16 protein-coding genes are annotated in these 19,046 nt (G+C 50.8%); 3 read left to right on the forward strand and 13 right to left on the reverse strand.

Annotated features, from left to right (window positions below):
- Positions 1 to 26: 26 nt before the first annotated feature.
- Positions 27 to 743, forward strand: a complete 717-nt coding sequence (locus WC612_00860; protein MFA6279328.1) for a peroxiredoxin — start codon at positions 27 to 29, stop codon at positions 741 to 743.
- 363 nt (positions 744 to 1,106) lie between these two features.
- Positions 1,107 to 2,507, forward strand: coding sequence for an O-antigen ligase family protein (locus tag WC612_00865; protein ID MFA6279329.1), 1,401 nt, complete (start codon positions 1,107 to 1,109; stop codon positions 2,505 to 2,507).
- Between the two features lie 11 nt (positions 2,508 to 2,518).
- Here WC612_00865 and WC612_00870 read toward each other — a convergent pair whose 3' ends face one another.
- From WC612_00870 to WC612_00900, 7 genes are all read right to left on the reverse strand, one after another.
- Positions 2,519 to 3,211, reverse strand: a complete 693-nt coding sequence (locus WC612_00870; protein MFA6279330.1) for a hypothetical protein — start codon at positions 3,209 to 3,211, stop codon at positions 2,519 to 2,521.
- Entirely contained in the window at positions 3,192 to 5,420 is a 2,229-nt protein-coding gene (locus tag WC612_00875) for a polysaccharide biosynthesis tyrosine autokinase (protein MFA6279331.1), read from the reverse strand. The genes WC612_00870 and WC612_00875 overlap by 20 nt, the downstream gene beginning before the upstream one ends.
- 141 nt (positions 5,421 to 5,561) lie before the next feature.
- Positions 5,562 to 6,203, reverse strand: a complete 642-nt coding sequence (locus WC612_00880) for a polysaccharide biosynthesis/export family protein (protein MFA6279332.1) — start codon at positions 6,201 to 6,203, stop codon at positions 5,562 to 5,564.
- A 35-nt stretch (positions 6,204 to 6,238) separates the two neighbouring features.
- The gene (locus WC612_00885; GenBank protein MFA6279333.1) at positions 6,239 to 7,564 is read right to left on the reverse strand and encodes an outer membrane beta-barrel protein; all 1,326 of its coding nucleotides are present in this window, start codon (positions 7,562 to 7,564) and stop codon (positions 6,239 to 6,241) included.
- Positions 7,565 to 7,620: 56 nt separating this feature from the next.
- Positions 7,621 to 8,199, reverse strand: coding sequence for a hypothetical protein (locus tag WC612_00890; protein MFA6279334.1), 579 nt, complete (start codon positions 8,197 to 8,199; stop codon positions 7,621 to 7,623).
- A 184-nt stretch (positions 8,200 to 8,383) separates the two neighbouring features.
- Positions 8,384 to 8,905: a DUF6647 family protein gene (locus tag WC612_00895; GenBank protein ID MFA6279335.1), complete on the reverse strand. Its 522-nt coding sequence runs from the start codon at positions 8,903 to 8,905 to the stop codon at positions 8,384 to 8,386.
- Between the two features lie 103 nt (positions 8,906 to 9,008).
- Complete coding sequence (locus tag WC612_00900) at positions 9,009 to 10,316, reverse strand: hypothetical protein (protein ID MFA6279336.1); 1,308 nt, start codon at positions 10,314 to 10,316, stop codon at positions 9,009 to 9,011.
- A 122-nt stretch (positions 10,317 to 10,438) separates the two neighbouring features.
- On the opposite strand from WC612_00900, the gene WC612_00905 reads away from it, so the two are divergent.
- Positions 10,439 to 11,593 carry a glycosyltransferase gene (locus tag WC612_00905; protein ID MFA6279337.1) on the forward strand — a complete coding sequence of 385 codons (1,155 nt, stop codon included), beginning with the start codon at positions 10,439 to 10,441 and terminating at the stop codon, positions 11,591 to 11,593.
- Here the strand turns inward: WC612_00905 and WC612_00910 are convergent.
- The 6 genes from WC612_00910 to wbaP are packed head-to-tail and all read right to left on the reverse strand — an operon-like array spanning position 11,539 to position 18,941.
- Positions 11,539 to 12,930, reverse strand: coding sequence for an O-antigen ligase family protein (locus WC612_00910; protein MFA6279338.1), 1,392 nt, complete (start codon positions 12,928 to 12,930; stop codon positions 11,539 to 11,541). The genes WC612_00905 and WC612_00910 overlap by 55 nt on opposite strands.
- The gene (locus WC612_00915; protein MFA6279339.1) at positions 12,927 to 14,216 is read right to left on the reverse strand and encodes a cellulase family glycosylhydrolase; all 1,290 of its coding nucleotides are present in this window, start codon (positions 14,214 to 14,216) and stop codon (positions 12,927 to 12,929) included. The genes WC612_00910 and WC612_00915 overlap by 4 nt, the downstream gene beginning before the upstream one ends.
- Positions 14,216 to 15,148, reverse strand: coding sequence for a hypothetical protein (locus WC612_00920; GenBank protein ID MFA6279340.1), 933 nt, complete (start codon positions 15,146 to 15,148; stop codon positions 14,216 to 14,218). Before WC612_00920 ends, WC612_00915 begins: the two co-directional genes overlap by 1 nt.
- Positions 15,145 to 16,275 (reverse strand): glycosyltransferase family 4 protein, encoded by a 1,131-nt coding sequence (locus WC612_00925; protein ID MFA6279341.1) that lies wholly within the window; start codon positions 16,273 to 16,275, stop codon positions 15,145 to 15,147. The genes WC612_00920 and WC612_00925 overlap by 4 nt, the downstream gene beginning before the upstream one ends.
- An 11-nt stretch (positions 16,276 to 16,286) precedes the next feature.
- Positions 16,287 to 17,369: a GNAT family N-acetyltransferase gene (locus WC612_00930; GenBank protein ID MFA6279342.1), complete on the reverse strand. Its 1,083-nt coding sequence runs from the start codon at positions 17,367 to 17,369 to the stop codon at positions 16,287 to 16,289.
- 12 nt (positions 17,370 to 17,381) lie between these two features.
- Positions 17,382 to 18,941 (reverse strand): undecaprenyl-phosphate galactose phosphotransferase WbaP, encoded by a 1,560-nt coding sequence (gene wbaP / locus WC612_00935; GenBank protein MFA6279343.1) that lies wholly within the window; start codon positions 18,939 to 18,941, stop codon positions 17,382 to 17,384.
- Positions 18,942 to 19,046: the final 105 nt, after the last annotated feature.

Here is a 19,046-nt window from a genome sequence, read left to right on the forward strand (position 1 = left end):
ATTCTAAACTTGAAAGGGCGCGTCTTATGGAAAATAATCAAGAGAACACAATCACCCCCATGCCGCGGATTGGCGACAAAGCCCCCTCTTTTACAGCCGTCACCACACAAGGGGATATCCGTTTCCCAGAACAATATGCTGGAAACTGGGTTATCCTCTTTAGCCATCCGGCTGATTTTACGCCCGTCTGCACCTCGGAATTTATGGCGTTTGCCACGCGGGAAGAACAATTCGAAAAAGCGGGTTGCAAACTGGTCGGCCTTTCGGTCGATGGCCTTTACAGCCATATTGCTTGGCTACGCACGATCAAAGAAAAAATAGACTATAAGGGCATGAAAAATGTCGAGGTCAAGTTTCCGTTGATCGAAGACATCACCATGAACGTGGCCCGCCTTTACGGGATGATCCAGCCGCAAGAGAGCGCCACCAAAGCCGTACGCGCCGTCTTCTTTATCGATCCCAAAGGGATCATCCGCGCCATCATCTATTACCCCTTAAGCCTTGGCCGCAATTTTGATGAGCTGTATCGCGTGCTGATCGCCCTTAAAACAGCGGATGAATTTTCTGTTGCGACCCCCGCTGATTGGCAGCCAGGCGATGATGTTATTGTGCCCCCCGCTGGCTCTTGCGGCGTCGCCAAGGAGCGCATGGAAGGCAAGGAAGAGATGACGTGCCATGACTGGTTCTTCTGCACCAAGAAGATAAACGTGGAAAAAGTATTGGATGCCGTTGTGAAGAAATAAGACGCCACGGCGACGTTAAAAGGGGGGCCACAGCCCCCTTTTTTCGCCCCTCTAAAAAGACAAATCGAAATTGTTTATTATCAATACCTTAGTAAAAAACATTGATTCTCAGCCCCAAGAGCATGGGATAGTGCCTGTTGGGAGTCTTTTGCTCAAAGTTAACGCCGTAACCATTTGAAAAATAACGAAACTGACTTGAATTTAGACCATTGCTAACCCCTTGATTTTAAACAGTTTCGTAAACTTCGCTCGATTTTGGATCCAAAATCGACAATTCTTCCGCTTTGAATCACTTTCGACTTCGCGTACAGTTTTTTGGGCAGATCAAACGCCTCACAGAAAAAGCCCCCTGAAGGAGGGAGAATGTCCCACAAAGAAATCCCTTGGCATCGCCCCTCTTGGTTTTTTGGGTTCCTGCTTCTCCTTGCTCTCCTGCCCCTTCCTTTTGGCAGCAACAGGCCTTGGGCCTCTGACCTCTTCGCCGTTTTATCCGGCCTCCTTCTTTTCGTGATGTTGTGGGACACACGCAATGCCAAACCAGCGGCAGGATTCCCCCCGCGAAAAAGAATTGGTTTGGCCATCATTGGTTTTTCAATCATCATTTTCTGGACGTTTATTCAAGTCGCCTCATGGCCACCCGAAAGCTGGCATCACCCGATATGGCAAGAGGCGCAAGGCCTTTTGGGGCCGCTTAAAGGATCGATTTCTGTCGATACTGGTGTTTTTGCTGAATCGCTTCTTCGCCTTACGGGCTATGGCGCCTGTTTTCTTTTGGCGTTTATAGGTGGGCGCGATAACGCTAACGCGGCAAGGCTGGTTCGCGTGATCGCCATGGCGGGCGTTGCTTATGCCCTTTATGGACTCCTTGCCCAATCGATGGGTTCGGATACGATCTTATGGTATAAAAAATGGGCGTATCAGGGCTTTTTAACATCCACTTTTGTGAATAAAAACACCTATGCCGCCTATGCGGGTTTTGGCCTTATTTGCGGCGCAGCCCTTTTAGGCCAACGGTTCAAACACATCACGATAACCGATCCTCTTTTGGCCAAACGATCCAAAACGGCAGCCTTAATTGCCTCACTGACCCTAACGGACTATGCGGCTCTCTTTTCCCTTTTTCTGATCTTGGCCGCGCTGGCCCTGACGGGATCCCGTGGAGGCATCACCAGTTCTTTGATCGGCCTCATGGGATTCTTTGTCGCCATGCTGTGGCACAAACGCTCAAAATCGCCACGATGGTTGTGGATCGGGCTTAGCGGCATTATCCTTTTTGCCTTTTTTGTCGCATTAGGAGGAGGAACGCTGTTAGAGCGCCTTGATCAAAACAAGCTTGGTGAGGATATGGGCTCACGGCTTCAGGCCTATCAACTAGAAGGCCAAGCCATCAGTGACAATCCATGGCTTGGCTTTGGTCTAGGTTCTTTTGAACCCGCCTTTAGGCTCTATCGCGATTCATCCTTGCCGATATGGTTCCACCATGCCCATAACGATTACCTGGAAATGATGATGGACCTTGGGGTTCCGGCGGCCATGATCCTGTTTCTCTCGCTAGGGCTTTTGGTGAGTTGCTGCGTATCGGGATTGGGCAAACGAAAACGAGACGCCCATTATGCCGCCATCGCTATTGGGGCAAGTCTTCTTGTGGCGACCCATGCTTTGCTGGATTTCAGCCTTCACATTCCAGCCTTTGCCGCAACCTATGCCGCCCTTTTGGGACTTGGCGTCGCGCAAAGCTGGTCTTTACATGAACGAGAATCCTGAAGCCGCTCACCTTACCGCAAAAGATCAAGCTGATCTTGAAAATGCTTAAGACCTTGGGGATCATCGCGTAAGGCCTCTTCAACAACAGAAGAAAAATTTCCAGCCTTCGCGACCTTGGCAAGCCCGCTAGGATCAAAGCCCCATGCCTCGCGAACAAGGCGCGGAATTTGATGCCGCGAGGACTCATCCAAAGTCTCTCCCAAGGCAAGAGCCATTTGAAGGCGGGGCAAAAGAAGGCGGGGTTCATAAGGCGCGCTGGAAAGCGATTGCCGCCATGCCTCGGCCGCTTGCGGGGCACCATCCTTCTTAATATAAAGCAAGTAGGCAAGACGGAACCACCCATAAGGATCGGCGGGGGAAACCTTTAGCGCCTGAAGCTGCCAGCCTTCCGCTTCCTGATAAAAAGTCTCCTTGGAGTCGGCCATAGAAGGCTGCTCAGCGCGTTCAAGAGCGACAAGGGATAGGTCGTTGTAAAGAGAGCTGGTGTGAACCCAAGAAGCAATACGCATGCGCCCACGCGCCAAGACATCAAGGTCGGAGGCAGAGACACCCCGTCCCTCTAGCAAAGCGAGACGCGTTGCCTCACCGGATATTTCCATAAAACGCCCGACAAGAAGCGGCCCCCCAAAAACAAGCAGGAGAAGGCCAAGCCATGCCATCCACCAAAAAGGAATAAGAGCGGGTCTAGTCCGAGTAGTATTCATGATAACGATGATTGTAGTAGCCATCGCCATAGGAGGCAACTTCATTCAGGTTAACCTGATTAAGAACCGCCCCCGCCACGCGGCAATCGAAGCCTTTAAGTTGCTTAAGGGCATGAACCACAGCATCACGAGACGTGTCCGCCCACTTCACGACAAACAGGCTGGTATCGACGCTACGCGCCACCATCGCCGCGTCGGAAACCGCCAAAATAGGCGGCGTATCAACGATGACAAGGTCATACTGGGGCGCGACTTCGGCCATAATACGTTTCATTTGCTGTGATCCCAGCAAATCTTGGGCATTGGGGGCCCGCCCAAAGGCAGGAATAATATCTAGTCCCGACACCAAAGAATCATGCCGAATAACATCCTTGAGGGTATGGGTTCCTGTCAAAAGAGACGACAAATCTTTGCCATTGGCCGCGATCTCCAGCAAGCGGGCGATGCGCGGACGACGCAAATCAGCATCGATCAACAAAATTTTGTTGCCCGCCGCCGCTAAAGAACGCGCCATTGACAAACAGAAGGTTGTTTTCCCTTCCCCAGGGCCAGAGCTGGTGACCATCACGGTTTTAGGTGGATGATCAACGTTCGAGAAATGGATAGCTGTTCTTACGGTACGAAGTGACTCGCTGTAAGCCGAAAGAGGTTTGTCCACCACATAATCTTCAGGAGGCCGGTTTGAAATAGTCTTCAAGCTGGGCACTTGTCCAATAACGGGAAGACCCGTGCTTTCTTCCAGTTGAGGCGCAGTGCGGAACCCACGATCAAAGAAATCGACCAAGTAAGAAAAGACAATGCCAAGAACGCCACCTAAGAAGGCGCCCGCAATCAAGAAAAGCCACTTTTGGGGAAAAGCCGGACGCTCGGGAATATCGGCGCGCGCAATAATGCGCGTGTCGGGAAGCTGCATTTCCTGCTGTTCAGTCGTTTGTTTAAAACGCGCCAAAAAGTTTTCATAAAGCGTGCGGCTGGCATCGGCCTCGCGCTGCAATTGACGGAGTTGAACCGTATCTTTCAGCTCACTTCCCGCCTTGCCTTCAAGACGCGTCAGCTCACTTTGCAACTGCCTGTCCTTGGCGTGAGCAATATCCACTTCGCTGGCCAAGGATTTCAATATTTTTTGAACTTCTTCGGCAATCTTGCGCTGAATGTCCATGCGCTCAGCCCGCGCGTTGATCATCGTGGGATGGCGATCGCCATAACGCGTTGCAAGCTCAGCCTCCTTACGACGCACTTCTGCCTCTTGCTCACGCAATCTTTGGATCAAAGGTGCCGAAAGAACATCAGAAGAGCCCTCAATGCTCCCCCCTGCATTCACCATAGCCTGCGCACTACGCAGACGAGCTTCAGCCTGCGACGTTTGCGCCCGTGCCGTGATCAACTGCATGTTGATCTCTTGCATCTGACGCGTGGCAACTGTTCCGCCATCAATTTGAATGAGGTTGGCCTTTTGACGGAAATTCTCCACCACACGTTCACTGTTCTCCACTTCTTGGCGAAGAGTCGTTAGGCGTTCACTCAGCCATTTGTTGGCGCGGGCCGCCACTTCATACTTGGCCTCAAGTTGATCAACAAGGTATTCATCCGCGATCGTGTTGGCGATCAAGGCTGCTTTTTTTGGATCTTGTGATTCAAGGGTTATGTAAAGGCTCATCGAACGGCCATCATTAACAACGGCGAGTTTCTTTTGAAGTGCCTTCGCTGTCGCCGTTTTTTGGGCTTGCTCGCGTTCAGCCTCTTCCGCAGGGGGAGGCTCTCTCATCCAATTCATGGGATTAAACAACCTTGCCCAAGAACGCCCTGCATTATTAAACTCAGGATCCTGAAGAAGATTGAGCTTTTTAATCACGCGATCCAAAACAGACCGCGATGTTATGATGTCAATTTCGCTACGCAGCGTCGCACTGTCGCTTCCCATAGGGGAAAGACTGCTTCCCATTTCAAAAAGTTTCGACTGGCGTTGATCGAGAAGAAGAACAACTTCTCCTTTATACTGCGGCGTCAAAATCAAAGAAAGCAGAAGGCCAAAAACAGCGCCAACAACTACCATTCGCACAATAATAAAGAGCCGCCGACGCAAAAGGCGTCCGGCCTCTCGAAAATCGACACCATGGATAAAACCACCCGAAAAACCGGTGGAGGAAAGGGCATAAGCGGTAGCATCCTGTGCCCCTTGCTTTTCGCCTTTTTGCTCTGACAACGCCATTGAAAAATCTCCTTATGACCTTACGCTCTATTTCTACCAATTAAGTTCTTAAAACGACATAAACAACTAGCCAAGGAAAGGAACCCAACAATAGACCCCTTGTCCCAACACGATTTAACTAAATAACTATAGTTTCAGCAACTAAAAGAAGCGTTCCGGAACGCGGATAATGTCCCCAGGAGCAACAATAGCCTCTTCTAACGCTGGAGAGTCTTTCTTTTCAGGGTCATTGGCATGAGATATGGTCGCTCCGCTTTTATCGGCGCGATACGTGTACCCGCCAGCCAAGGCCACAGCATTAATAACTGTCATGCCATTCACATAAGGATAGCTGCCCGGCTTTGAGACTTCCCCTAAAATAAAGAAGGGGCGATAATTAATGACTTGAGCACTAACACGTGGATCGTGCAAATAACCTTCGGCTAATTTCTTGCGAACCGCTTGTTCAAAAGACCGAATGGGCTGACCGGCAGCGCGCACATCGCCGATCAAAGGCATGGCCACAATACCTGTGCTGCCAACCTCATATTCCCCCGATAGGTCAGCCTCACCGTAAACGGTTAGCTTGATACGATCCCCTGTGCCGAGAACGTACTCCTGACTACCAGAATTACCGGAAACCACTGCTTGGGCATCGCCATCGGCGGCTGACGCCACCTGAACCCGCAAAGCCGCTGATTTAGGCGCGGTTACTGGAAGAGCGGCCCAGGAGGAAGTTAGGTGGAAGAGAAGAACAGCGCAGGAAAAAACCAATGCAAAACAAAAACCATGGCCTTTACGCATGCGCTGTTCTCCCAAACTTAAGTCGAGCTGCTTTATTAGAGACGAACCCCAAGGCGCATCGTTACCATGTTGCGCGTATAGTCAGAGGTATTGTCTGTTGAGTTACGGTCATCCCAGTTGTAAAGCAAATCAGTGTACAGATTGCGATTGATCAGATAGCGCCCGCCTAAACCAGCCGAAACCATGTCGTCTTCGCGCTCGCCAAGACCGTTAAAGTCAGCATGCGAATAGGCTACGTTTCCTTCAAGAAGGACATTGCGCAACAGCTCATGTGTCACAGTCGCCGAACCGCCCGTTTGATAGAAGCTATTGTAGCCATCAAGCGTCGTTTCTTCGATGGTGCGATCCGCTTCCAAAACAACCGAGGTCATGCCCGTGACGTTCCAATCCAAGCGGCCACCAATCTTGGGCGAGTTCGCAACCTTATTGGTGATGAAATCATCATAATTCTGAACCATCCATCCCGCGAACAAATCAACGGAAGTGATGCCTCCCAAATCAGCCGTCGCGCCAACAACCGTCTCAAAACCGTCTGATTGATGGGTCGGATTGTTATCATAATCACGCACGTTGTACGCCCCGCGAATATAAGGCTTTAGATTGCCAGAAACTTGATAGCCAAGTTTACCGCCTACAACATGCTCGTTGCGATTGCGCGTACTTTGGTCGAGAAGACCGCCCGTCGATGGCGTGTTGTCGTAATCAAAGCGCTTGTAATCATAGTCCGCGTTGACCTTCAAAAGGCCAACACCACGATAGAAAGAAAGACCACCCTTGGCCACGCCAAACGTCGTGGGCTCAGTCCCGTTCACAGCATTAGGGGACGTACGCGACTCAGCAAGACGCTGATAACCAGCATGAGCACCCAGCCATGTTTCCGCAAGAATGTCATAACGGCCATTCACGTCAACAACGGCGTTCTTATAGTCCTCACTAGCGTGCTGGCTATAGTAGTTGATGTCACCAAACGTCGTCACCGACAAAGCATGACGACCCCAATTAGAGAACAGATTGACAATCGGACGAATGGTTCCGATAGCGTCATCGCGTTCGTCATTCGGCGCGGCATAAATGTTGGAGTCATACGTTTCACCCAGCTCAAGGGTGGGAAAAAGCTCAAAACTGCCCATTTCAATCGGGGCCGCATCATAATCGGGGCGAGGATGTTCAAGAACAGACTCGGCGCGCTCTGGGCGATCATTTTTAAGATCAACGGGATTGCCAATAACAATGGTGCTGTCTGGCTGAGGCCGTCCACCAAAAAGACCTTCAGGTCCATAAGCCTGAGCCGAGGAGGCACTGGCTAAGAGGGCCGCTACCGTAAGAAGAGCGCATCCGCCCCATTGCTTTTTGTTATTCATTCTTCCCTCTTCTCTAATCATCAAAACAGTTTTGAGCGTTTAGTCCTAAACTCCACTTAATCAGCGCTAGGCTTTTCTGTGGGAGGCGGCTCCTTGGGCACACCCGGACGGATGGTCACTGGCGGTAAACTAGGCCCCCTCATGCCAGGCGTCTGAGCCAGCAAGGCGTCGATTTGCAAGAAAGCATTATCGCATTGATTGGGGCGGCCTGACGCCACAACAACGGGAGCATTGGAAAAGTCCTGCGAAGCTTGAACAATTGTAGCATAAAGGGGAGTTCCAGCCTGTTCAGGCGTCATCGATTCAACAAGACGACGAAGATCGGCACAAATGACAGGAACACTCGGTGGTGTGATTTGAGGCGCATACTCGCCCGCCATCGCCATCATCTTGTTCGAGAAAGCAGGATCAGATCCCATGGTATTTTGTGTTGTTTTCAACAAGGCGCGAATAACCTCATCAACATTGCCAGAGCCCTTTTTCAAAAGGACCTGCACATCGGCCAGATTTTTCTTGGCCAAAGCCTCATTGATCTGACCCGTAACAGAACCCGCCGCGTTAACAGAGCTAACGCCTACGAATAAAAGGGTCGACATAAATCCTACTAAAAAAGACTGGACTAGAGATTTTTTCATTAAAGCCTCCATAAGGAATCGTAAGTGAACCATGTCTTTATAGGCAAAAACCACCAAAACCACAATCTTTTTTCTTTAACAAGGTCTTTCCGCCCCATTAAGTGCGACAAAAAAGACGCTCCCCGCTTTCGCGAGGCGCGCCCCATTGTCCACTCTTCCTGTATTGTTATTCTTTACCCTCTTCTTAATCCGCCTGAGCCACGGCCACCGCGCTTGTTGTTGCTGGGCAAGCCGCCATACGGCTGATCCATGAAGCTCTTACGAAAGGCGAGTGGCCCTGGTCTTCAAGCCATTTGTTTTGAAGGGTATAGGCCTCAACCTCTTTGGACTGAGCGCAGCTCCATGCCGCACTATGCTTAAAACTTTGAGCATAATGAACAAGTTCGTGCACCAAGAGGCTCATTTGGGTCGAGTCTTCAGGGTCAAAATAACGATGGTCAAGAACAACCTGCCCACCGATATAAAGCGCCTTGGCGCGTCCTGCCAAACGGCCCATATGGCTAACGATCTCGGTCAACCGCGTACGGCTGGCCACAACGCGGGGAAGAACAGGAACACGAACGCCTGTTTGAGCCTCAACCCACGCCATCAACGGCGCAATCACAGCGGCGGGAACGATATCGCCGTCCTCATAATCAGCGCGTACAGTTTGGGGGAACCCTACCAACAGGGCCAAAACGAAAATGATATAAAGGAATGTTTTCATCGAAACCACCACTTGTTCTTGTGATGATTTCACTCTACGCGAAACTGACTAAATCGCGCTTAACTATTGATATAATTAGATATTATTGTTTTTATCTTAAATTTTATGGATCGAGGAATTCCGCCATTTTTGACGAATTACTTTCAGCAGCAGCTTTACTTTCACAGGTTTTTTTTCTGGGGCCCCAAAAAACAAAAAATAACCACCAAACAAGCAGCAAAGAGCTGGACAAAACGGCGCTGTAGCCAACCCCCACAAGACCCATAATGGGGACAAAAAAGAAATTACCCAACACGGCGGGAATAAGAATCAAAAGCCCCCCCATCCAAAGAGACGTGTCCTGATGCCTTGCATAAAGGACGTAATAGAGGGCTTGGGTAAGGGAGAGGATTAAAACAGACAATAACATAAGCCAAAGCGTTACAGCTTCCGTGGCAAAGGCTGGCTTACCAAAAAACTGGGCGGAATAAGGGATGCCAACGCCCAAAACAACGGAAGCCAGCGTCACAAAAAGGGCGACTTCCACCACCATATATCGCGTTTCCTTCCAAAAGGCCGATATTTGCCCCTCACGATAATGGGCAATCAAGCGAGGATAGGAAAAAGAATAGAATCCGCTGTGAACCAAGGAAAGCAAGGCGGCAGAAAAAGAGCCGTAAAAGGTTATAACACCAACGGACTCGAGCCCCAGATAATGGGACACCACAAAACGATCAACACTCCCTGCCACGGTAGCGCCAAGCGAGCTCAACCAAAAGGGAAGGCTTTTATAAATAGCCTGTGTCAGCCAAACCCGATCTACAGGAAAACGTAAAGCCTCGCGCCACGGATAACGACGAAAGACCCATAACGTCCAAACGAGGCTAACGGCCTCGCCAAGTGCCCAAGCAACAAGGATCGCCTGCACCGAGCGAAAGGCGGGAAAGGTCAACCCCAACCCCACGACAAAAAGACTCCACAGTCCCGACCTTACAAAAAACAATCCCGTCGCAAGGATGGGTCTCCCCAACGAAACAAGGTTCGTCGTAAAAATGTTGGTTAGATTCTCTAGGACAGCAATCATAAAAATAACGCAGGCAAGCTTGAAGCTCACCGCATGAAACAAAACCAAAACAAGACCAAAAAGAGCAAAAACAACGTAGTTGAGGCCGTAGAAAAGCGTCTGATCGCGCATCTTCCTCATGGCCTCAAGAGGATTGCAATCCACCAAATCGCGAACCACGACATAGTCCACGCGAAGGCCTAAAACAATGGTCGAGATTGTCACAACGGAAAAAACAAGTCCATATACGCCCAAATCGGATAAACCAAGGTATCGCCCCATATACAGCGACAGGGCAAGCTTGGCGGCCAAGGACACCACGCGCAAAAGCACGTTGGCTATTTTCTTGACAAGAGGGGTGGACTCCATCGACGATCCCTAAAAAATAAAAACGCGCGCGATGTTAATAAAATAACAAACATCCGCGCCGCATCTTCTTTAACAACCCATCACGCTATTAATACAGCAAGCCTTATAGGACAAGATTTCAGGTGAAACAAACAATCATTCTTTATCTCTCGGATATGCAAAGCGGCGGCACGGAATGGTTTGCCCTCCGCTTGGCGCGTGGTCTGAAGGAAAAAGGCCTGTCCCCACGCTTTCTGGTTGCCCAAAAGAAAGGCAGTCTTCTGCCCCTGATTCAGGGCGAGTTCGATGTCACAACGCTTTCGGCCACAAAATACCAGCTTTTCAACCTGCTTGGTACACTCCCCGCCATGATAAGGTTCCTGCGTCAGCAGCCCTCGCCCGTTTTGATCAGCGGGCTGCCCTATCTTAATATCGTGGCGGCGATTGCTAAAGTTTTTTGCGGAAAGGCTCTGCACCTTATTGTCGTAGAGCATATGCGGCTTGGGCCGCCTTTGTCCTTTTCAGGCTTTTTCAAACAAGCGAGCAAGTTGGCGCTCACATGGCTCTATCAACGCCTTGCGGATGCCGTCGTTTGCGTGTCGAAAACGGTAAAGGACGATATGCGGCAACTGGGCGCATCCAGCCATAGCCGCGCCGCGCTCATCTATAATCCCCTTATTCCACCTAATTTTGAAGCGCTGGCACAACGGCCTGTCGATCATTCTTGGCTTCTTGATAAGACGCAGCCAACGCTTTTGGCCGTTGGGCGACTTTTACCCGTAAAGGACTACCCCACCCTTTTACGCGCCTTTGCGCAGGTTCTTCAAACAAAGCCCGCAAGGCTCATTATCCTTGGCGAAGGCGAGGAAAGAGCCTCTTTGGAAGCGCTTATCTCCACGCTTTCGATTCAAAGCAGCGTCAGTCTGGCGGGTGAAACGGATAATGTTTTTCCCTTTTTGAAAGCTGCCGATCTTCTGGTCTTGGCCTCAACCAGCGAAGCGTTTGGCAACGTCATCGTCGAGGCACTGGCGTGCGGCACGCCCGTTGTCAGCACGGATTGCGGCGGCCCACGAGAAATCTTGCAGGCCAGCCTTTACGGTACGCTTGTCGCTGCCAGCAACCCAAGTGAAATGGCGAAAGCCATTCTGGCTGCCTTGGAAACATCGCCCGACAAAGAAAAACTGAAGGAGCGAGGTCTTTCCTTCTCGGTTGAAAATGCCGTCAATGCATACACCCGCCTTTTTCAGGCCGCGGCCTCTGCCGCCTCGCGGCGCGATACGGCCATCGACGCCAAATAGCGGCACACCAGCCCCATCGTTACCCAAATCATAGGCGAGCGCACGCTGTCACAGGGAACCCCCGCGAGCAGGACAGCAAAGCAGCTGAGAATCAAAGGATAGGCAGCAAAGGGAACCTCCCCCGTTCTTATGCGGTACTGTAGCGTTTCCACAAGAACGGCCCGCGCCAACCACAGCCACAGCCCAAGCCAGAATAGGACGCCGACGATCCCCATGTCGGCGGCAAATCGCGCATAAACCGAATAAACGGCAGGCCAAAAGCCCATGGGGCCAAAAAGCCAGAGTTGAATCTCCCAACTGTAATAGCCCCAAGACGGCATATACTCGGCAGCATGAAAGCCAAATTGGCCAAAGCCAACGCCATAGAGGGGGCTTTCAGCAAACATTCTAAGCGCCGATGTCATCGACGCAAGTCGCGATAGGTTTGATATATTATCGCTTGAGACGACGGCAAAAACGATGTCATTAAAGAAATAGGCGATCACCGCAATCCCAAGGGGAAGAAAAAGGGCAAAAAGCCAAGTGACGGGAGCCAGCATTTTTTCAGGATTACCTAAACGATGCTCCGGAAGAAAAATAACTCGTAACATGATGAAAACAGCCACAAGCCCCGTGATCACGACCAAACTGGTGCGTGCTTCGGCCAAAATAATCATGCCGTTGAGAACCAAAAAAAGCGTGACAAAAAGGATCCATTTAGCCCCCTTTGTTGCCATCACCGCCGCAAGTATCCACGGCCAGATATAGCCCGCCGTGTTGGCAAAATCGGGCGGCTCAAACGCAAAGGAGCGCAAACGCGTATCGCCCTCCATCGTTGCAAAATCACTGTAAAAAGGCGTTGAAATAATCTTGAAAACGCCCGCCATCGCGCCACTCCAATGCGCCATCATCTCAAAAGAGGAAAAAATAGCGCACAGAAGGACGCTCCACGCCAAGGGGCTAACGATCAACTTGTCCCAACTATGCTTGGCCGCCAGATGATAGGTCAAAAAGGCAATGCCAAAGCCATACAAAATCACCGCAGAGGCCGAAGCAAATTTTCCAAGGCCCGTGCGCCCCAGAAAATAGTTATCCTTGATCGTGATAAAGTTAGGTGCAAATGACAAAGCAATCACACTAAACATCACGATCATAATGATCGGAAGACCAAAAACCTTATCCCTTAGCGCCGCACTGTGATTTCCCTTCACGGCCAGCAAAGGGAAAAGGGAAAGCCCGATAAGAAATAAAAAGATATAAGCCGAAACCTCATGCCGAATCTCCCCCAAATACGGGATCCCCTCAATGCACGTCATGGGCAAACAAAGCATAGCAAGGAAGAATAGTTTTTCTATCATGGGACTCTCTGGACGCGCTGAACCGTAAAAGCGGGCAAACCCCCGTCGCAATCGACGCGCTGCGGCATAGGCGTCAACCCCCATTCTTGTCCATCTTTGTCCTTAGAGCAACCACGAACAACGATTTTAGAATCCAGCTTTTCTCGCGCCGTCCAAAAAACAAGGGACTTCCGTCCATTCACACGTTTTATTTTTAATAAAAAGTCATCCTCTTGTCCAAGGCTTACGCGCTCTTCGATCCGCGCCCCTTTCAAAGGGGGGAGGAAATCCTGTAAGGCGCGATAGGCCACCTTCTCTTTGCCTTGCAACGTCAAAAGGCCAAAGTGCGCCTCAGGATCATCCTCGCCGCTCCGCGCATCACGCCACTCATACCAAATCGATACGGGCACACCGCTAAGCGAATTCAGCAAGAAGGAGCGCAAAAGAAAAGCCGCCTGTTCCTCTTCGCTGGTGTCTGTCAACGTAAAGCCCCATTCTGTTGCCATCACGGGCCACTTTTTCGACCCCTTAGGCGCAAAGTGCCGGACAAAAGCATAGAAGCGGTCATAGGCTTTCAAAACCTTTTCCGGCGGTTTTTCCCCGTCGCGGTAGGGATGCATAGAGAGAGCGTCGAAACATTGAGCAGCTGGCGAACGCAACACCTCACCCAAAAAACCAACGCGCACAAAGCCCCACTGCCCCGCCATTTCAGCCGTCGCAGGGCCAATAATATGCGCGTTTGGCGAGGCTTTACGCATCGCAAGGCATGCCGCCTCGGCAAGACGACTGTACGCCTGCGCATCAGCCTTGGGAGCCCAAAAACGATCCGAATCCGGCTCATTCCAAATTTCCCAGATAATGTCTTGTCCGTCAAAATGTGAAACCGTTTTCGCGGCATAGCGAGCGAACGATTCCACGGCCACAGGCGAGTCCGGCGCCATGAGATACCGATCCGTTTGATCAAGGTTGTCCTCAGGCGCTTGAATAAAGCCCGTGTAGTTCGGATGACCTCCGCCCAGCACAATAACGGCCTTAAGCCCATGCTCACGAAGGCGTTTGATAAACGTCTCAAAATAGCCCCAGACGAAAGAGCCCTGACCCTTTTCAACCTCACCCCACGGCAGCACAAAGCGAACATAGGACAAACCCGCCGCCTTGATCTTTTCCAATTCCTTATCAGACGTTCGGCCCTCTTTGACCTGCACGCCATACCCATCGCCGATCACAGGCGAGAGCCAAGCCGTATCATCCGCCCAAGCCGCAACGGAAAGCCCCAACAGAAAGAAAACAAAGGCGACAAGGCGCATTACTTTTCCCCTTCCGTTTCTAAAAGCGCCGCGATACCGCTTCTTTCAATAACGCTGGGCCAAAGAAGAGGCGCTGGATCAAACAATTGATTATCCGGCCACGTGAGCTCATCGGGCATTAAGGCAAACATATCCTGCGCTACGCCCCACCAACAGTGAATCCCGTATTGCTGGCTGGTTAGGCGCGATTGGGGTTGTTCATTGCAGGCGATGCGAAGGCCAAGCGCGGCATATTCCAAAAGCTTGGTCGGCGTTTGAAGCCTGTGAGGATGATGGTTTGGGAAATAATTCACCGCCGCCCGCGCGCGCGTCAAAGCGGCGAACACAGCCTGTTGACTCTGCCGGCCCTTAAAAACGATGTTCGTATTTTCTTTATAGAGCTCACCCAAAAAAGGTTCCGGCTCGCCATAGAGGTGAAAGATTTTTGCCGAGCCAAAACGCTTTAGAAAACTATCGATCATCTCTTGTGTGCGACGCTCGGCCGACATCACGCCTATGTAACAAAAATCGCAATCATAAGACTCTTTTGCCTTAGCACGACAGGAGGCAACAAACGGTGGAACGCCCATGGGCAGAAAAAACGTCGGCACCCCATCACCAAAACCCATCGCCTTTGCCATGGCTTCGTTTTGAAAAATTCGGACATCGGGCTTAGCATTCGCCATGCGCTTGACCCAATCTTTGATGCGCCACAAGCGCCCAATCGACAAAGAGCGATAATCATGGATCACAAAACCAGCAGGAGGCTTCTTGGGATAAAAGCCCATAATCATCCAAACAATCGTTTGAGATAAATCAAAAGCCAGCGCGGAGGAATGAGGCCGTTCCTCCGCCGTTTCATAGCGCGAGGCAAAAAACGCGCGATAGGCCGCAATTTCAGGATAAGCTTCCCTGCCGCCATGCACAAAAATGATTTTTGAAAAACGGCTCATGACGCCGTCTTTCCGTCAAGAACGTCTTTGTAAACCTGCCTCACGGCGCGGGTCATGGCCTCAACCGTAAAGGCTTCTCCATGCTGCCGCGACGCAAGGCTCATTTGCTGTCGCTCCTCTTGAGACACATCAACAATTTGCGTTAACGCACGCGCCAAGGACTCAACGGTAAAGTCGTCGGCCACAAACCCCGTCTTGCCTGAAAGCACCGCCTCTTGCACGCCGCCAACCGGCGTCGTCACGATGGGCACGCCCGCCTGAAGCGCTTCCAGAAACACCAACGAAAGCCCCTCATAGTCGCTGCTAGAAAGCAGAGCGTCAAAAGCGGGCATTAACGGCTGCGCCTCGTGGTTTTTGAAAAAGAGCACTTTGTCTTTACATCCCATCGCCGCAATCTTTTTTTCAACCAGCGGTAACAACGGGCCATTGCCAACAAGCACAAGCCGCAAAGAGGGATGCGTTTGGCTCACCAGCGAAAAAGCCTCGATAAGCCGCACAGGGTTCTTTTGCTCAACAAGGCGGCCAACAAAACCAACGACAAAAACGGAATCGTCCACCCCCATCGCTTGCCGCGCCGCGCCGCGCGTGATGCTTTTATCAAAGGTAATGCCGTTTGGCACAACACGGATTCTGTGGGGCGCAATCCCGATTGCGTGAAGGGCATGATCTTTTTCAGCCTCGGACACCACGATAATCGCATCCGCCAAGGGGCTAAGCCCCCTTTCGATCACGCCATACAAGCGCGAGGCATCAGGGGCCATTGTGACAAAAGCATGCGGCGTATAGACAATCTTGGTGTGCGAAAAAAACACGCCCGCAAGCCGCGCCAGCGCGCCCGCCTTAGAGCTATGGGCATGAAGGACATCAAACGGCCCATGTTTTTGCAACAGGCGGCAAAGCTTGAAAAAAGAAAGAAGATCCCGCCAACCAACAGAACGCTCCATCGGCAAGGAGAGAAAAAGCGCGCCGTCCGTCCCCTTTTTTTGCGCATAAAAAGCTTCATCGGCGCGAAGCGGGGAATAGATAAAGGTAACGTCGTCGCCAACCTGCAAAAGCCCTCGCGTCAAATCCAGCGCCACACGCACACTGCCGCCCGACGTTGATTCAATAAGTTGGCAAACACGCATGACGATGACACCTAGTCCTTGGCTTGAACTCTATTGAGTTTCTTTTGTTTTATCGCACGCAAGGCCCTTAACAATTGATAAAGGCACAGATAGGCTTTTCCCATGATAGTCCGCGTATAGACATACTCAAAAATCGTTCGGTTTTGAAAGGCAAGGCGCGCCTTATGGGGTTCCTCGCCTTCCATCATATTAAACTCCGCGTAACCGTGTTCAGACCCCCAAACAATGGCCTCTACGTTCAAAAACAGCCCCGGCATAAAATGAGCCGCGCTATAATCAATCGTCAGCGTATGCCCATAAACTACGTTTCCCCCAACCACGCTGAAAAGCGCAGCGACAATTTCTCCTTGATAAACCATCCAAAAAAGCGAAAGGGCCTTATTCTGCTCCACCACTCGCACCATTTCATGGTAAAAAGAAGACACATTGTCATCATGAAAAATGCCACGTTTTCCTTTTTCTTTCACCCACATTTTCTTGCGCTGAATGAGAAAATCAATCACCTCAACAGGCGGATTGTTTTGCGTGCGAAAGACTTCCAACGCACCCTGTTTTTCTTCAATATATTTTGTAATCCGTCTTATTTTATGCCTAAAGCCTTTGGAATACCGACCAAGAATCTTTTGACGGTCTTCTCCCTTATGTTCCTGATGATACACATGGCTTTTTTCAAGGAAAATGGCAAAACAATCAAGAAAGGCTTTTTCAGGCGTGGCTTCGTGGATGTTTTTGATATCCGCAAAGTCATAGCAGGTCTGCTTTAGCGCCGTTTGCCACATCAAGGGCACGTCGCTTTCGGACTCGATGAGGAAATTGCGATAATAATAAACCTCATGCCCCATCAAACGCAAAACGCGCACACCATGCTTGCGACGAATGGAAAAGGGTAAGAGGCCAACCAGTCTGCCCGTCTCCTCGAAACCGGCAACAACCATAAGCGCCGCACCCGATGGCTTGCCAATAGTCCGCCACCACGCCATAGCCCAATCATACCCAGTAAAAGGAGCCTTCCCTAGGCGCTCTTGCAGGGCTCTCCAAGCCTGAGCAAGGGCCTCTACTTCTTGTTCGCTCGTTAGAACCTGACAAGTCAACATGATATGAATCGATCAGCAGGCGCCGGTTTTGCGCAACACAACGGGGATAGTTTTACAAATAATCGCAATATCATGCCACAAAGACCAATTGCGAACATACCAGCAATCCATCTGCACGCGGCGCAAGAAAGAAACATTGCTGCGACCACTCACCTGCCACAGACCCGTTAGGCCTGGGCGAACACGGGAATACTGCACAAGGCTATCACTGTAAATAGCGCGTTCGCGAAACATGATGGGACGCGGTCCAACAAGGCTCATGTCCCCCTTAAACACATTAATAAGCTGCGGCAACTCGTCAATACTCCAGCGACGCATAAAGGCACCAATCTTTGTGACGCGTGGATCCCCATCGCGCAATTTATGATAGGTTTTCCATTCCGCTGCCCGCTCAGGGTTCTCGTCTAAATACTTTTGAAGGATTTCATCGCCATGAATCACCATAGAGCGAAACTTCAAACAGTGAAAAGCCTTTCCCTTCATTCCCACACGAACATCGCCGAAACAAACGCTGCCGCCATCCCTTCTGACCAACAACGCCAAAACAAGAAAAAGGGGAGAAAGGGCAAGCAAAGCCAAACCAGATCCAACAAGATCCATGCTGCGTTTAAGAAAGCGCGGCAAGGGTTGCTCTAGGTTATTGACGGGAGAAAATAACATAACATCGTGGCTAAAGAAATACTGTGGGGCCATGCCCAAAACCGGCAAATGCCGCAAGGGCGGTGAAACAGAAAAGGGGATCCCTGAACGCACAAGTTGGGCCATGGCCTCATCGGCTTGTGCTAAAGCCGTGCCGTCCAATGCAATCACAATGTAGTCGGCGTTAAAGCGCTCACACAACCGTTGCCATGAAGATTGAACTTGTTTCAACAAAAGGGACAAATTTTCAACCTGCATCACAACTTCATAGCCAAGCCCCTGTTCAGAGCGAAGCGCCGCCCGTGCATCATCGGCCATGGATCCGCTGCCCACCAAAAGGGTCCGGACAGCCCATGTCCCATTTTGTTGCATAATCCGCCGCGCCAAAGCGCGCGCCAGAACAATAACAATGCCAGCAAAAACCCATCCCGACATGAGCCAAAGACGCGAGAAATCTTGTTTGGATGCAAACTGAAAAAAGCCATCAACCACCATCGCAAAACCGAGCGCGGAGACGATTTTCTGAACCTCCAACCAAAACGGCATACGTTGGCGATAGTGACCCGTATGCCAAAACCAAAACATAACGCCCGTCACAATAGAAAAATTCTGAACACCACGCATCGTTTCAACGGCGTTCAATAAAAGAGGGAAACCACGATCCAAAACAAAGACGTTCGTCAGCGCCGTCATCATCCAAGCGATAGAAAAACCCATGAGAAAGGCAACAACATCGCTCATAACAAACCAGCGCAAGGCCACTGCGGGATCTCGCCGTGCTTGTGTCCGTTGGTTGGGGGAAAAGGCCTCTACGGGCGTGGCCGCAACTTCGGCCATAATGGCGGCCAGTCTTGTTTGCGCCTCCCCATGAGGAGACGATCCGCCCTCCGCAATACGAGGCGTCGCAGAAAAGGGAGAACGTATACGTTTCAATGCATCATGAGGAGACAAAGTATAATCCTTTCTATCTCGTTCTAATCGTTCTTTATTCTGGAATAAAGGGAGATACTTCCCCTGATTAAGGATTCAAAAAACTTT

Source organism: Bdellovibrionales bacterium (assembly GCA_041662785.1).
In the GTDB taxonomy this organism is placed as follows: domain Bacteria; phylum Pseudomonadota; class Alphaproteobacteria; order UBA9219; family UBA9219; genus UBA8914.